At 63.4% G+C, this 16229-nt stretch carries 13 protein-coding genes; 5 read left to right on the plus strand and 8 right to left on the minus strand.

Annotated elements, in window-relative coordinates; translation table 11 throughout:
- Positions 1 to 82 precede the first annotated feature (82 nt).
- Positions 83 to 1114, minus strand: a complete 1032-nt coding sequence (locus GOB94_RS03430) for a GntG family PLP-dependent aldolase (protein ID WP_182277515.1) — start codon at positions 1112 to 1114, stop codon at positions 83 to 85.
- A 62-nt stretch (positions 1115 to 1176) separates the two neighbouring features.
- Positions 1177 to 2349 (minus strand): radical SAM family heme chaperone HemW, encoded by a 1173-nt coding sequence (gene hemW / locus GOB94_RS03435; protein WP_182277516.1) that lies wholly within the window; start codon positions 2347 to 2349, stop codon positions 1177 to 1179.
- Positions 2350 to 2438: 89 nt separating this feature from the next.
- Between hemW and GOB94_RS03440 the strand changes: the two genes are divergently transcribed.
- A complete protein-coding gene (locus tag GOB94_RS03440) occupies positions 2439 to 4526 on the plus strand; it encodes an ABC transporter ATP-binding protein (RefSeq protein ID WP_182277517.1) in 2088 nt (695 codons plus the stop codon).
- On the opposite strand, the gene GOB94_RS03445 is transcribed toward GOB94_RS03440, so the two are convergent.
- Positions 4527 to 5897 (minus strand): MBL fold metallo-hydrolase, encoded by a 1371-nt coding sequence (locus GOB94_RS03445; protein WP_182277518.1) that lies wholly within the window; start codon positions 5895 to 5897, stop codon positions 4527 to 4529.
- A 163-nt stretch (positions 5898 to 6060) separates the two neighbouring features.
- Between GOB94_RS03445 and GOB94_RS03450 the strand changes: the two genes are divergently transcribed.
- Positions 6061 to 6429, plus strand: coding sequence for a sulfite exporter TauE/SafE family protein (locus GOB94_RS03450; protein ID WP_182277519.1), 369 nt, complete (start codon positions 6061 to 6063; stop codon positions 6427 to 6429).
- A gap of 1 nt (position 6430) precedes the next feature.
- On the opposite strand, the gene GOB94_RS03455 is transcribed toward GOB94_RS03450, so the two are convergent.
- The gene (locus GOB94_RS03455; protein WP_182277520.1) at positions 6431 to 7093 is read right to left on the minus strand and encodes a YdeI/OmpD-associated family protein; all 663 of its coding nucleotides are present in this window, start codon (positions 7091 to 7093) and stop codon (positions 6431 to 6433) included.
- Between the two features lie 85 nt (positions 7094 to 7178).
- Here GOB94_RS03455 and GOB94_RS03460 point away from each other — a divergent pair, with 85 nt between their 5' ends.
- The 3 genes from GOB94_RS03460 (at position 7179) to GOB94_RS03470 (ending at position 11409) form a co-directional block, all read left to right on the plus strand.
- On the plus strand, positions 7179 to 8462 hold the full coding sequence (locus GOB94_RS03460) for a lipid-A-disaccharide synthase (protein ID WP_255484381.1): 1284 nt from the start codon (positions 7179 to 7181) through the stop codon (positions 8460 to 8462).
- A 198-nt stretch (positions 8463 to 8660) separates the two neighbouring features.
- Entirely contained in the window at positions 8661 to 10733 is a 2073-nt protein-coding gene (locus GOB94_RS03465) for a M1 family aminopeptidase (protein ID WP_182277521.1), read from the plus strand.
- 136 nt (positions 10734 to 10869) lie between these two features.
- Positions 10870 to 11409 (plus strand): DinB family protein, encoded by a 540-nt coding sequence (locus GOB94_RS03470; RefSeq protein WP_182277522.1) that lies wholly within the window; start codon positions 10870 to 10872, stop codon positions 11407 to 11409.
- Positions 11410 to 11504: 95 nt separating this feature from the next.
- Here GOB94_RS03470 and GOB94_RS03475 read toward each other — a convergent pair whose 3' ends face one another.
- The 4 genes from GOB94_RS03475 to GOB94_RS03490 form a co-directional block, all read right to left on the minus strand.
- Positions 11505 to 12026 carry a 3-hydroxyacyl-CoA dehydrogenase NAD-binding domain-containing protein gene (locus tag GOB94_RS03475; protein WP_182277523.1) on the minus strand — a complete coding sequence of 174 codons (522 nt, stop codon included), beginning with the start codon at positions 12024 to 12026 and terminating at the stop codon, positions 11505 to 11507.
- Complete coding sequence (locus tag GOB94_RS03480; RefSeq protein ID WP_182277524.1) at positions 12027 to 12209, minus strand: hypothetical protein; 183 nt, start codon at positions 12207 to 12209, stop codon at positions 12027 to 12029.
- A gap of 84 nt (positions 12210 to 12293) precedes the next feature.
- A complete protein-coding gene (gene malQ / locus GOB94_RS03485; RefSeq protein ID WP_346265643.1) occupies positions 12294 to 13832 on the minus strand; it encodes a 4-alpha-glucanotransferase in 1539 nt (512 codons plus the stop codon).
- Positions 13833 to 14010: 178 nt separating this feature from the next.
- Positions 14011 to 15978 (minus strand): peptidyl-prolyl cis-trans isomerase, encoded by a 1968-nt coding sequence (locus GOB94_RS03490; protein ID WP_182277525.1) that lies wholly within the window; start codon positions 15976 to 15978, stop codon positions 14011 to 14013.
- Positions 15979 to 16229: the final 251 nt, after the last annotated feature.

The raw sequence follows: 16229 nt of genomic DNA on the forward strand, positions 1-16229 counted from the left end.
CCACATACCTGCAGAGAATTGCAGACCCCAGCCCTGGGGGTATGCTTTTTGGTACGTTACCTCTAGGCAGCAAAAGGCCGCATCAGACGACTACAGCCCGCAGCGCCTGCGTCAGCACCTCGGCAGCCCGCTCGCAGTCCTCACTGCTTACATCGAAGTGCGTCACCAGCCGCACAGTCTGCGGCCCGATGGCGCTGGCCAGCACGCCCTCACGCTTCAGCGCCGCCACCAGCTCGCTGGCATCCCCGCCCTTCAGCTTGAAGATCACGATGTTGGTCTGCACCATGCCCAAATCAATCTCGGCCTCATCGCACTGCGCCACAGCCTCGGCCAGCAGCCGAGCGTTCGCATGGTCCTCATGCAACCGCCACGGCATCTCCTCGAGCGCAATCAGCCCGGCAGCAGCCAGCACACCAGCCTGCCGCATGCCGCCGCCCAACGCCTTGCGAAACACCCGCGCGCGGTCAATATGCTTCTTCGCGCCCACCAACATCGACCCCACAGGCGCGCCCAACCCTTTGGACAAGCAGAACATCACCGTATCAAACCCGCGCGTCAGCTCCGCCACCGGCAAGCTCAGCGCCGACGCTGCATTGAACACCCGCGCCCCATCCAGATGCACTGGCAGCCCAGCCTCCTTCGCGCCGGCCCAGATCTCCTCCAGCACCGGCAGCGGCGTCACAATGCCGCCCGCGATGTTGTGCGTGTTCTCCAGCCAGATCAGCCCGGTCTGCGCGCGGTAATAAATCTTCGGCGAAATCAGCGGCTTGATCTTCTGCCACGTCAGCACGCCTCGCTCGCCCGCCACCGTGCGCGGCGCGCAGCCCGAGAACGCCGACACCATCGCCATCTCCCAGTCCAGAATGTGCGCCTGCGCCTCGCAGATCACCTCCTGCCCATGCTCCGTATGCAGCCGCGACGCGATCGTGTTCCCCATCGACCCCGTCGGCACAAAGATCGCAGCCTCTTTGCCAAAGATCTCCGCCGCGCGTTGTTCCAGCCTGTTGACGGTCGGGTCCTCGCCATACACATCATCCCCAACCTCAGCCGACGCCATCGCCGCCCGCATCGCCGCCGTCGGCTTCGTCACTGTATCGCTGCGCAAGTCAATCATCACTGTTTTGCCTTTCTTGGCGCCTCTTGGCGTCCTTCGCGTCTTGGCGTTTTCTGTTCACTCTACGCGGCAATGCCTTCCAGCAAGCGTCCAAACACATCATTCGACACTAGCCGTCCACGCAGCGTCAGCCGCCAGTGGCCGTCGTCATCCGTCATCAGCCCTTCAGCCACCAGCCCACGTGCGGCCTCTTCACACGATGCCACAAGCTCCCGTGGAAACGCTTCACGCAGCCCGGCAATCGGAACACCCTCGCTCATCCGCAGCCCAAGAAAGATCGTCTCCTCAAACGCCTCGTGCAGACCAACCGGCGTAGCCTCTCGCTCACTCTCCGCGCCCGCATACCGCGCCAGTTCATCAGGATTCGCAAACCGCATCGCACCACTCGCCGCAGGAAGCATCGAGTGCGCATCCAGCCCAAACCCGATATACGGCACCCGCTGCCAGTACTTCACATTATGTTTCGACCTGTGTTCCGCAGCCGCAAAGTTCGAAATCTCATACTGCGCAAACCCTGCCTTCGGCAGCCACTCGCAAGCCTGCTCATACAGCTCCGCAGCCATCTCTTCTTCTGGCACACCATGCGCATGGAACCGCTTGCCCCCCGCAAGCACCTCCTGTCCCAGACGCGAGTCCTCATCGATCTCCAGCATGTACACGCTCAGGTGCGTCAACCCCACACCCGTCGCCACCTCCAGCGAGTGCACCCAGCTTGCCTCCGTCTGATACGGCAGCCCAGCAATCAGGTCCGCCCCCACTTCCGCCAACCCCGCAGCCCGCAGTCGCACAATCTCCGCCACGCACTCGCGCTCCGTATGCAGCCGCCCCACGCTCGCCGACTCGCGATCCACAAAGCTCTGCACCCCCAGGCTCACGCGGTTTACGCCCAGCCGCTGCGCCTCTGCTAGAACTCGGTCGCCAATCTGCCCCGGCGCCGCCTCCAGCGTAATCTCCGCGCTATCTTCGATCTCGAACCGCCGCCGCAGAGCGTCAAACACCCGTCGCAACTGCTCGGGCTCCAAAAGACTCGGGGTCCCGCCACCGAAATACACGCTATCCACACGCCGCGGTAGCTCTGTCCCCAGCCGCTCCGCCGTCACCGCAGCCGCATCGATCTCTGCACAAAGCTGCTCAACGTACTGCTCCATAGCCGCTCCCGTCCCCACTCCCGACGCAAAGTTGCAAAAGCTGCACTTCGCCCGGCAAAACGGAACCGAAACGTACACTCCGAGCATCGAATTGGGAACCGCGGCCACAGCTCCATTCTTTCACGCACTGCAACCCCTTTCCGCCCAACCAAAACCCACCCCGTAGAATAGAGACAATGGCCGACGAGAAGGACAAACAGAAACAAGCCGCCAAACGCGTCGATGACGACGTCGTCGGCAAGGTCTACGACCGCCGGCTGATGAGCCGCCTCGTCCGCTACCTCGGCCCCTACAAGCTGCAGACCGCCATCTCCGGCATCTGCATCGTCATCAAGGCCGCCAGCGACATCTCCGGCCCCTACTTCGTCAAAGTCGCCGTTGACACCTACTTCGACCCCACGCACGGCAAGCACGGCTGGCTCTCGCACCACCTCTCGCCTGTGCCGCTCACCGGCGTCACCGAGCTCGCCATGCTCTATCTCGGCGCGCTCCTGCTCACCTTCGCGCTCGAGTTCGTCCAGACCTACCTCATGCAGTGGACCGGCCAGAAGATCATGTTCGATCTCCGCAGCCAGATCTTCCGCCACATCCAGCGCATGTCCGTCGGCTTCTTCGACCGCACCCCCGTCGGCCGCCTCGTCACCCGCGTCACGTCGGACGTCGACGCGCTCAACGAAATGTTCACCTCCGGCGTGCTCGCCATCTTTGAGGATGTCTTCGCGCTCAGCTTCATCGTCATCATCATGCTCACCATGAGCTGGCCGCTGGCGCTGCTCACCCTCTGCGCCATCCCCGGCATCCTCTACGCCACCTCGCTCTTCCGCAAGCACGTCCGCCAGAGCTACCGCCGCCAGCGCGCCGCCACAGCCAAAATCAACGCCTTCACGCAGGAGTACGTCTCCGGCATGAGCGTCGTCCAGCTCTTCAACCGCGAGCGCCGCGCCTTCGACGACTTCTCCGCCATCAACGACGAGAACAAAAAAGCCTGGACCGACGCCATCTTCGCCTATGCCCTCTACTATCCGGTCGTCGAGCTCATCAGCTCCATCGCCATCGCCATGATCCTCTGGATCGGCGGCCGCGCCGCGCTGCAGAGCAGCGAGTTCCACTGGCTCACCGGTCACAGCTACATCGTCAACGGCATCGTGCACTCCAGCTTCTTCGGCACAGTCACTCTCGGCATCCTGATCGCGTTCATCCAGTACGCGCAGCGCTTCTTCCGCCCCATCCAGGACCTCAGCGACAAGTTCAACATCCTGCAAGCCGCCATGGCCGCAGCCGAGCGCATCTTCAAGCTCCTCGACACCGAACCCGACATCCAGTCTCCCGCGCACCCAATCCTCGGTGACGCCTCCGGTCGCATCGAGTTCCGCAACGTCTGGTTCACCTACCAGCGCCTGACGGACGATCAGCAAGCCGCCCTCGCATCCCTCAACACAAACGGAGGGAGCAGTAGCGGAGGGAGCAGTGGCCTTCAGGCCACTGAATTAGGCTTTTCTACAAATGGGGCTTTAGCCCCGGAGGGACTCCTCGCCAACATCGAATGGATCCTCCGCGGCGTCAGCTTCACCATCGAGCCCAACCAGACTGCCGCCATCGTCGGCCACACCGGCGCCGGCAAAACCACCATCACCGCGCTCATGATGCGCTTCTACGATGTGCAGGCCGGCCAAGTACTCATCGACGGCGTCGACGTCCGCGACCAGGACCTCAAGGCCCTTCGATGTCGTTTCGGAGTCGTCCTCCAGGACCCGTTCCTCTTCAGCGGCACCATCGCTGCAAATATCCGCCTCGGCTCCAGCTGGATCACCGACGACGACGTCGCCAACGCAGCCGACGAGGTCAACGTCGCCGACTTCATCCGCACGCTCCCCGCTCAGTTCAACGAGCCTGTGCTCGAACGCGGCTCAACACTCTCCACCGGCCAGAAGCAGCTCATCAGCTTCGCGCGCGCCCTCGCACACCGCCCCGGCATCCTTATCCTCGACGAAGCCACCAGCTCCGTCGACACCGAAACCGAGTTCCGCGTACGTCTCGCCATCGAGCGCCTCATCACCGGCCGCACCAGTGTACTCATCGCGCACCGCCTCTCCACCATCCAGCGCGCCGACACCATCCTCGTCATGCACAAAGGCAAGCTCCGCGAGCAGGGCACGCACCAGCAGCTGCTCACCATGCGAGGTCTCTACTTCAAGCTCTACCAGCTCCAATACAAAGATCAGGAACTACCCGACGCAGCCCTCGGCACCCCGCTCACCGCCTAATCACCGCACCACAACCAGCTCCGCACGCTCCCACGCAGCCATCCCGCCCGCCAACGTGCTGACGCGATCAATCCCCGCACGCTCCAGCAGGCTCGCGGCGATACTCGCCCTCAGCCCGCTCTCACACACAGTCACCACCTCGCGATCACGCGGCAGGCTAGCCAGCGCTCCCGGCAGATCACCGAGTATCACATGCACCGAGCCCGGAATGCTTCCATGCCCGCGCTCCTGATCGTTGCGCACATCCAGCACAAGCATCTCCGCACTCCGCTCCACATCCTCCGCACTCCTGCGTGGCGTCACCGCTACAGGCATCCCGCTCGCGGCCCATCCCGCAACACCGCCATCAAGATGCCCCATCACCTCATCGAGTCCCACCCGCGCCAGCACCACACGAATCGCCGCGTCATCCCCGCCATCCGTTACAAGCACAATCGGCTTCTCCACATCCACAAGCCATCCTGCCCACATCGAAAAACTCGGCCCCGCAGCGATATGCAGTGCGCCCGGAACATGCGCCACACTGAACGCCTCCACGCTGCGCACATCCAGTAGCGTCACGCTCCCTGCACGCACCAACTCCGCCACACGCTCAACAGGCAGCGCCTTAGCACCCCGCACCAACTCCAGGGCAACCGCACCCTTCGCATTCAGCGCCTTCATCCGCGGATAGTACGCAGGCAGCTCCGGCACCGTCGCAAGTATCTCCGCAACAAAGGCCTCTTCGCCCAGATGAAAGAACGGGTTCATCGCCCGCTCCGCGCCCAGCGCCGTCTCCGTCGCATCGCGCATGCCCGCACCACACAGCGACCCTGCGCCATGCCCCGGATACGCCTTCAGCGCATCCGGCAACGCCCGCATCTGCTGCACGCTGCGATACAACGAGTGCGCCAGCTCCACCTTCGCATCCTCACCCAGCAGGTCCGGTCGTCCCAGCGATCCCACAAACAAAAAATCTCCGCTGAACATCGCCACCGGCGTCTCGCTTCCCTCTTCATACAACAGATAGGAAAGATGCTCCGGCGTGTGCCCCGGCGTATGCAGCGCCTTCAACTCCGCGTTGCCAACCCGCACTGAATCACCATCACGCAGTTTGCGGTGCGGCATCGCATACACAAAGTGCTCGCCTTCGTCATAGGCGCTGAGCGCCAGCTCCGCGCCCGTGATCGCCGCCAGTTCACACGAACCCGCAGCAAAGTCCGCATGGATATGTGTCTCCACAATCGCCTTGATGCGCACACCCTCGCTCTGCGCATACTTCACATAGCGCTCCACATCGCGCATCGGATCAACCACCACCGCCTCCCCACCATCGGAGACCATATACGCATACTGTGCCAGCCCCGGCACCTCGAACCGCTCGATCTTCATCGCCACATCCTTAGCCGCAAAGCTTCATCACAGTATTGCAAGATTGCGGGCTGCCCAATCAATCCGCCAGCGTCCACGACATCTGTATGATGGCCTCATTACTCGGTCGTCTGCCCTGGAACCGTCCCACCCCCAGCGCAGCAGCGCCTGTGAGGTCTTAAGCATGAACCCACTGTACGTCTTCGGCGGCCTCACCCTCGGCGTCGCCGCTGGAATCCTCTCCGGCATCATCGGCATCGGCGGCGGCATCCTGCTGATTCCCGCCCTCATGTACGCCTTCGGCCAGTCGCAGCTCAAGGCGCAGGGCACCTCGCTCGCCATTCTGTTGCTCCCTGTCGGCATCTTCGCCGTCATCCCGTACTACCGCGACGGACAGGTCGACATCAGGCTTGCCGCGCTCGTCGCAGCAGGCTTCTGCATCGGCGGATGGTTCGGCGGATCATGGGCGCAGCATCTTCCCGCCGTTGTACTGCGCCGCGGCTTCGCAACCCTGCTCCTCATCGTCGCCGCCAAGCTCTTCTTCACCAAGTAGCTCAGGCCTTTTTCTCGGCTTCGTCGCAAAGCTTCTCCACCCGCCGCGCGCGAGCATCCACAGTCTGGTAGTAGAACACCCCCAGCAAATGCTGCCGTCTCTGCGTCAGCGTCATCTTCGCCCAACCCGCCTTCGCCTTGGGCCGCCGCCGAAACGCCGCCGCAATCAACGGTGGCAGCTCGCGCTCACCCTCCATCCCCGCGAGCAGCCGCTCCGCCATCTGCTCACATCGTTTGCGCTGCGAGATCTCACTCTTGACGCCCACAATCCACTTCCCGATTTCGCGCCGCATGCTCTCGCTCAAGCTGTCGTAGTACTCACGCAGACCGTCCTCGTCATCCAGCAGAGCCGCCAACTCGTCCGGCGGTTCCGCCGGCCGGGGCTCCAGGTCCGCATCCAGCACAAACTCCGCCGTGCTACCCACTGCGATCCCCGCCGCGCGCTGCACACGGTTGTTCACCAGCAGCAGATACCTCCCACTCTCTCCCAGCACAGGAAACAGCGACGTCCGAAACTCAACACCATTCACATCGCCACGCACGCGCAGCCGCACCATCTCCTTCCACTGCGCATGTGGATCGAACGGCAGCCGCGCCACCGTCCACCCCAGCCCTTCGTGGCCGTGCTCCAGCGTTGCCTTGAACCGCTTCGCCTTGTTCGCCATGCCAACATCCTAACGCCAACCGGCTACACTTAAAGCAGAACCGACGAACTGAGTAGAAGCCATCGCCACGCACTCCAATCCGCGCATCTTTCTCTCCGCAGGCGAGGCCTCAGGCGACGCCTACGGCGCAGCCATCATCACCGCGCTCCGCCAGCAGCTTCCGCAAGCCGTCTTCAGCGGCCTCGGCGGCACGCAGATGGAGTCCGCCGGCCAGCATCGTATCGTCCGCGCCGAAGACGTCGCGCACATGGGCATCACCGAGGTCCTGCAGCACGCACCCTTCATCTATCGCCAGTACCGCAAACTCGTCGGCTCCATCCAGCGCGACCGCCCCAACGTCGCCATCCTCATCGACTTCCCCGACGTCAACTTCCGCCTCGCCAAACACCTGCACGCGACAGGCGTCCCCGTCGTCTGGTTCGTCAGCCCACAGCTTTGGGCCTGGAAGCGCCGCCGCCTGCGCTGGGTGCAGCAGCGCGTCTCGCGCATGCTCGTCATCTTCCCCTTCGAGGAGCCCTTCTACCGCAACCGAGGCGTCGACGCTCAGTTCGTAGGCCACCCACTCGCCGCCTCCGCCGAGCCACCCGCTGTCTCCCGCGAAGCCTACGCCGAGCAGCACAACCTCGACCCCAACCGCACCTGGATCGCGTTCCTCCCCGGCAGCCGTTGGAAGGAGATCCGCGCCAACCTGCCCACGCTGCATGAGCTCGCCGTCAGCGATCTCTTCTCCGCCTCCGCCGCCTACACCACCTTCGACGGCGACACCACCACCGCGCCCCGCGACCCCGCCGCCTACACCCGCTACGAGTTCCTCCTGCCCATTGCCAGCACCATCTCACCTGCCGCGCTCAACACCTACCTCGCCGAGCTCGACGCACAACATCTCCGCTACTTCGGCCCTACCGAGTTCACCCCCAACACCCGTCCCCGCATCACCCTGGTCCCCGACGCCCGCGAGGCCCTCCACCACGCCCGCGCCTCCGTCGTCGCCAGCGGCACGGCCACTGTGCTCGCCGCCATCGTCGGCAACCCCTTCGTCGTCGTCTACCGAGTCTCCGCGCTCACCTTCGCGCTCGCCAAAAAGCTCGTCCAGTACCCACCTGAGCTCCCAGCGCCCTTCGACGCGGACGGCAACGTCCCCGTCGGCATGGTCAACCTCATCGCAGGTCGCCGCATCGTCCCCGAGCTCCTGCAATCGCGCTTCACCGCCGAAAATGTAGCCACAGTCCTCACTCCCCTACTGTCCGACACACCCGAACGCGACACCCAGCTCACAGCCCTCGCCGAAGTCCGCCAGCGCCTCCACTCCGACGGCCATCCCATCGCCCACGTCGTCGAAACCGTCCTCAGCCTCCTACCCCTCCAATGAGCACGTCATCTCGACCGGAGGCCGCAGGCCGTAGCGGAGAGACCCCTGTATTTTTCGCAGGATGCCAACAAAGCCGCAGCCCTAATCCCCCGCAAGCCCCCACAAAATCCGCCGTACTCCCAAAGCCGTAAAATACACGTCTATGCAGTTGCAGGAATGTGCCCGTTAACCGCCGGGCGCTCCACCGAGGTCTCACCCATGTTCAAGCGTTTCGCCGCTCTGGCCCTGCTGGGCCTCATCGCACTCGCCACATCGGCGCACGCGGCCATCCCCGTGCGCGCACAGATCGACGTCACCGGCTACACCATCCACACCGACCTCGACCCCGCCACCGGCCGCATGACCGCCACGGCCAGCGTCACCTTCACCGCGCTTGACGATCTCAACGTCGTCGTCTTCGGCCTCAACAACGGCCTCGCGCTCACCAGCATCGTCGACGGCGGCGTCCCCTCCGCAGCCCCGACACTCGCACCCGCCCACGCCGGCCCAGTCCTGCGCGGCGAGCACCACGCCCAGCCCGCGCCCGCTCCGGCAGCCGCTCCCATCGGCTCCGGCAACACGCTCCAGTACGAGCGCAACGTCACCGACTCCACCGTCCGCGTCACCCCCGCCAATATCATCAACAAGGGCACCGTCACCACCTGGACCTTCACCTACGCCGGCAAGCCCACCGTCGACACCAGTCCCGTCGATGGCATCAAATTCGCCCAGATCGCCGACCCCGTCAGCATCCTGCTCTATCCCGGCCGCTGGTTCCCCATCGCAATGCCCGGCCTCTTCACCGACCGCTTCACCGCGCAGATCAGCGTCACCGTCCCCAAGGGCGAAACCGTCGTAGGCTCCAACCTCACCGGCCACAAAACACTCGGCGACAGCGAAGAGTTCGACTTCGACTGGACCAAACCCGGCTTCCCCGGCACCCTCGTCGCCGGCAAGTTCCTCCCGGCCATCACCGCGCCCGGCATCAACAACATCCGCGTCTACGTCACCGACGACAACAAGGACGCCGCCCGCAACATGGCCGTCAACACAGCGCGCGCCTTCGAGTTCATGACCGTGCAGTTCGGCAACGCCGAGTCCGGCCTCCTCAGCGTCGTAGAGCTGCCCGAGGACTCCGTCTCCGCCTTCTGGGCGCCCGAGGTCGTCGCCATCAAGCCCAGCCGCGCCAGCGCCCGCCTCATCGCCAACACCGTCGCCCACCAGTGGTTCGGCTCGGAGATCAGCCCCTACACCCTCAACGACGCCTGGATCACCAACGGCATGTCCCGCTACGCCGAGCTTATGTTCCTTGAAGACGGCTCAGGCAAACAGGCCTTCCAGAACGCCATCACCGACACCGAGGCCGGCGCGCTCGCCTACGACACCGAGCCGCTCACTACCCTCGGCCGCCTCGATCCCTTCTCGCCCCAGTTCCAGGACATGACCCTCGAAAAGGGCGCGATGGTCTTCCACATGCTCCGCTGGGAGATGGGCGACGAAATCTTCACCAAGTTCCTCCGCGACCTCCTCAGCTCCAACGCCGACAGGGGCGTCCGCACCTCGCAGGTACAGAAGGTCGCAGAAGCCGACTCCAGCCTGCAGCTCACCAGCTTCTTCTCGCAATGGCTCGACGGCACCGGTGCGCCCGACTTCACCGACAACTACTCCGTCTTCCGCCTCAGCAACAACAAAGGCTTCCGCACCGTCGGCTCCGTCTCTCAAGACCTTGACCTCTTCTCCATGCCTGTAGAAATCCGCATCGAAACCGAAGGCAAATCCGAAGACCGCCGCGTCGATCTCTCCGGCACCGAGAGCCGCTACTCCGTCGAAACCTTCGGCCGCCCGCGTCACATCGTCCTCGATCCCGACAACTGGCTGCTCAAGTCCACACCTGACCTCGCCGTCCGCGTCGCCGTCCTCCGCGGCCAGCAGGACGTCGCCCAGGGCGACCTCATCGGCGCCATCTCCGAGTACCAGAAGGCACTCGACACCGACCGCGGCAGCTCCCTCGCCAACTACCGTCTTGCTGAAGTCTTCATGATGCAGAAAAACTACCAGGCTGCCGCCAACAGCTTCCGAGACGCCCTCCGCGGGGACCTCGCCCCCAAGTGGATCGAAGTCTGGTCTCACGTCAACCTCGGCAAGATCTTCGACATCACCGGCCAGCGCGAGCGCGCCGTCAACGAGTACCGCCAGGCCCTCCAGACCAACGACAACACCCAGGGCGCCATCAACGAAGCCCGCGCCCGCATGCAGAAACCCTACAAAGCCGACGACGCCACCCTCGACTAACCCTGCCACCACTCCCGTGGCGCAACATGGCTCACTTCGCGAACTTTGCGGGAGGCTTTGCCGTTGCCGTTGCCTTTCTGGCTGTCATTCTGAGCGCAGCGAAGAACCTGCTTCCCGAACCCGGTACGCTATCCCCATGCCACAGTCACTCCATGACATCGCCGCCATCCTCGAGCGCACCCCCTCCGCCCTCAACATCCTCCTCCGCAACCTGCCCGACACCTGGACACAGCGCAACGAAGGCCCCGACACCTGGACGCCAAAGCAAATCGTCGCGCACTACATCCACACCGACCGCCACAACTGGCTCCCGCGCATCCAACTCATCCTCGACGCAGCAACACCACCCAGCTTCGCCAGCATGTCCCGCGTCCCCGACAGCGAAGACCCCAACAACAAATCCCTCCCCGAACTCCTCGACATCTTCACGCTTCTACGCCGCCGCAACCTCACCACTCTGCGCGCCCGCGACCTCCAACCCGCAGCCCTCGAACGCACAGCCATCCACCCAGCCTTCGGCGAGGTCACTCTAGGCAACCTCCTCGCAACCTGGGCCGCGCACGACCTAACCCACCTCCACCAGCTCTCCCGCACCCTAGCCCACCAGCTCCGCGAAGACGTAGGCCCATGGACAGCCTACCTCGGCGTCATGCACTGCACCGCCCACAGCATCTAGCTCTTCCAACAAACACCGTGGCGAACCTTAGCTAACTCCGCGCCCTTCGCGGGAGGCTTTTGCCTTTGCTTTTGCTACTCCCTACTCCCTACTCCCTACTCCCTATTTTTGACCAGCATCGGCTCTTCCCGGTCTTCCACCACCGTCGCCGCAATCCCCACCCGCGCAAGCATCCCCGCCACTACGCGCAGCGAATCCTCCGCAACAAACCGGCTCCGCACCAACTCGACAGCCTCCCCCGCCAGCCCACCGCGCACACCCACGCATAACGCCGCGCGATACGTGCAGCTCGCCAGGTCCGTCATGCTCAAAGCATCCGTCGGAGTACAAAGAACCGTCTTCGGCGGAGCCATCCGGTCCAGCAGGCTGAAGATCTCCAGCTTCGACTCCAGCTCATCCGGCACAAAGTCCACCGCGACGTCGGCCTCGCGCACGGCATCTTCCACCGTCAAGGCGACGCGCAACGAACCCGCCACGCCCAGCTCCGCATACTCATCCTGAGCACGCCGCAGGTTCGCCGGCATCACATCTTCCAGCACCACATCCAAGCCGGCGGCCGCGCAGCGCAGCGCAAACGCCCGGCCCAGCCTGCCTGCCCCGATGATGGCAATCTTCATCTACTTCGCCGTAAACGCGGCCACAACCGAGTCATAGCTCGGGTCCGCATGGCGAATATGCTCCGCTATCCGCTCCCGGTCCTCCGGCGTCAGCACCGGCAGCACCGAAAGGATGCGGCGCAGCGTCACAGAAATGTCATCCACATAGTTCATCGTACGAATAGCTTCACCAGAAAGCGGCACGTGTTTCTCCTTCTTCATTCGCTCATCCGAGCAGGTCTAGTCTTTACTCTCTATTGTCTACTCTCTGCTGTCTACTGTCTGCTCTTACGAGTTCGTCGCCGGCGGCACATACCCATCGCGGTCGGTCATCGCCATAACCGCCGCCAGCTTCTCAGACAGGTCCGGATGCAGCTGCTCCGGCGCATACCGCCAGCTCCAGTTGCCGTCCGGCAGCGCCGGCGTATTCATCCGCGCCTCGCTGCCCAGGTGCAGCACATCCTGCAGCGGCAGAATACACGTCGCCGCCACCGACGACGCAGCGGCCTTGATCATCGCCCACACCACGTCCTCGTCATACGGCAGCTTGTACAGGTACGTCTCAAAATTCTCTTTCTCCGCCTCCGACGCATTGTCCTTCCACCACCCCAGCGTCGTATTGTTGTCATGCGTGCCCGTATAGACCACGCAGTTCGGCACAAACTCATGCGGCAGATACATATGCCCGCCACGGTCCGCAAACCCGAACTGCATCACCCGCATCCCGGGCAGGTCGAAGTCCTTGCGCAGTTCGTCGACCTCCTTCGTAATCACACCCAGGTCTTCCGCCACAAACGGCAGTCTGCCCGAAGCATCCGCAAACAGCTCCCGCAGCCGTTGAAAGAGTTGCCGTCCCGGAGCCTTGATCCACTGCCCATGGATCGCCGTCTCGTCCTCTGCCGGAATCGACCAGTACGCCTCAAACCCCCGGAAATGGTCCAGCCGCGTCACGTCATACAGCGCCAGCGACCGCCGCACCCGCGCCACCCACCAGTCAAAGTGGTTGTTCTGCATCAGGTCCCACTTGTACAGTGGGTTCCCCCACCGCTGCCCTGTCGCTGAAAAATAATCCGGCGGCACGCCCGACACCCGGATCGGCCTGCGCTCTTCATCCAGCTCAAACAGCTCCGGATGCGTCCACACATCCGCGCTGTCGTAGTTCACAAAGATCGCCACATCGCCCAATATGCGAATGTCCCGCTCACTGCAATACCCGCGCAACGAGCACCACTGCTCGTTGAAGAAGAACTGCACCGCTTGCACCATCGCCAGCTCGCGCCCATGGTCTCTGTGCAGCGCCGCCAGCGTGCCCGCATCGCGCAGTGCATACTCGCGGGGCCACGCATTCCAACTCGCACCCTCAAACCGCCGCCGCAGCACATCGAACATCGCATAGTCCGTCAGCCACGACGCATTCTTCTCGCAGAACACCTGGAACCGCTTCCAGGAAGCCTCATCCGCACGATCGAGAAAGTTCCCCGCCGCCTCTTCGATCAGCGGCATCTTCGCCGCCTCAGCCTGCACAAACTCGCACGGCCCCGTGTTCCCCGGCAACCCCGCAATGCGCTCCGCCGTGAGCCACCCATCACGCACCAGCAGCTCCACGCTGATCAGCAGCGGGTTCCCCGCAAACGCGCTCAGAGCCGAATAAGGCGAGTTCCCATACCCCGTCGGGTTCAACGGCAGCACCTGCCACAAACGCTGCTTGCCCGCCGCCAGGAAGTCCACAAACTCATACGCCGCCGGCCCAAAGTCACCCACGCCGCCATACGACGGCAGCGAGGTCACATGCAGCAATATCCCGCAAACCCGTTCACCCGCCATCATTCACCCCTTCTGTACCGCTCGTCATTTCGACCGGAGCATCGCGGCTTCTTCGCGATGCGCAGCGGAGAAACCCCTGCATTTTGTCCAAACGGCCACAGCTTCCAGTTCCGAACCCAAAAAGACGGGACGCGCCTCAATCGTTAGGCTCGTCCCGTCTTCTGATGATCTAGCTTCCAATTTAGCTGCCCAGCGGCGTCAGCGGCTTCTTCGCATACACAATCGCGTTCGCCTTCTCATAGCGGTCCATCAGCGACCCGATAAACACGCTGAACACCTCCTGCCGCTTCTGGTCCAGCAGCTTGTCCTTGGTCGCCGCAAAGTTCTTCGTGATGTCGTCAGCCGTCGGCTCCTGCTTATCCGTCAGCTGCAACACGGCGCCGTTCGCGCCCTCGTTGATCGGTCCTGATATCCCGCCCTTCGGCAGGCTGAACGCCACGCTCGCCGCGCCGCCCATCGACCCGATGTCCGTCACCTGCGCATCGCGGCCCACCAGGTCGCTCGACTTCACGTCCAGCTTCATCTCCGCCGCGGCCTTATGCAGATCGCCCAGCGCCTTCGCGCGGTCACTCAGCTTGATCAGCTGTGCGTTTAGCAGCTCCGGCGTCTTCTCCTGCCGATAGTCGTCCAGGATATGTGGCTTGTAGTCCGCGAAGTTCGTCGCATGGGCCGCCTGCACATCGTCCACCACGAAGATAGCGTAGCCTTCGCCCGTCGACACGACCTGCGGCGCCGCGCCCTTCGCCGCACCAAACGCCGCGCTCAGCAGCGCCGACGAGTCCGGCAGGCTCGGGATCACGCCCGTCTTGCCCAGAAAATCCGTCGTCTGCACATGCAGGCCATGCGCATCAGCCGTCTTCTGCAAGCCGTCCTTCTTCGCCTGCGCCACCAGCTGCGCACCAAATGCCTGCGCCGCCGCGCCCGACTTCTGAGCCTGGATCGCTTCCACAATCGAAGGCTTCACCTCAGCCAGCGTCTTCACGCTCGCCGCCTGCTTCTGCTCCGTCTGGATAATGTGATATCCAAACTGCGACCGCACCACATCCGACGTCTGCCCCGGATTCAGCGCCATCGCGGCCTTCGCATACGTCGGGTCCAGCTGCGCCGTCGGAATGAGCGGCAATTCGCCGCCCTGGTCCTTCGAACCCGGGTCGTCCGAGTTCTTCTTCGCCAGATCGGCAAAGTTCCCGCCGGCCTTTACCTGCTTCAGGATGTCCTCTGCCTTGGCTTTCGCCGCCGCATCGGTCTTCGCATCCGCGCCCTTGGCCACCGTGATCAGGATGTGCCGCGTCTTCACCTCTTCCGGCGTCTTGTACTGATCCTGGTGCGCGTTGTAGTACGCCTGCACCTCGGCATCGCTCACCGGCTGCACACCACCGTTCGGCAGGTTGTTCGCGTCGAAGCTGAAGAACGTGATCTTGCGCTGCTCCGGCACGGCTGTCGCATAGCGCGCCGCATTCTGCTTGAAAAACGCCTGCAGGTCAGCATCGCTCGGGTTGATCGTCTGCGCCAGAGACGCCGCAGAGATCACCGCATAATCGAACTTCACCTTCGTGCCCGTCTTCAGGTACTCGGCCTTCACCTCGGCGTCATTCACCGTCACGCCACCCGTCACCAGGGCCTGCAGCCGTTGAATCTCAAGGTCCGACTTCACCTGCGCCTCAAAGTCCGCAATCGGCATCCGGAAGTACGTCTCAACGAAGTTGATGTACTGGTCCTCGCCCACAAACTTCCCGCCCGGGAAGATGTACTCCGAGTACGGCCCTGACCGCAGGAAGTTCTTCAGGTCGTCATCCGACACCTGCAGTCCCATCTTGTCGGCCTGCTGCTGCAGCACCGCGCGCTCCACCTGGATCTGCCCAGCGCGGCTCATCACAAACTGTAGATAGAACGGCGGCAGGTTCTGCTGCTGCATCTGCTGCTCGGCCTGCCGCTGCACGTCCGCCGTCTTGATCGAAACACTGTCGCCCGAGATCTTGCCCCACAACCCAGGACGCCGCACCGTGGCATAGTCGTCCGTTCCGGTCGTCGGTCCATCAGTAAAGATACCGGGGACCAGCGTGATCACCATCGTGACGATGGCGGCTCCGATAACGATTGCAAAGATAGCTTTGGTAGCGCGATTGTCCTGCTGCAGAATACGGATCATGCTTGGCTAGAGACCTTACCTTCATGTCGCGTCTCGTGGCGAGACCGCGGTGCCCGGGATTTGGTTCGCACAAACAGGGATCGCCCTCCATCAGGAAGACGCACCACTCCTGTCATGCAGGGGCTCGTCCATCAGTATATAGAAAGATCAAAGAAGCGTTGGAAATCGGAAGCCTCGTCTGCGCGCCGCAGGTGAGCCAGCCTGTGGAAACCAACCGCCCACTCAGACATAACCGCCATAACCGCGCCACT

This window comes from Granulicella sp. 5B5 (assembly GCF_014083945.1).
Lineage (GTDB): Bacteria > Acidobacteriota > Terriglobia > Terriglobales > Acidobacteriaceae > Granulicella.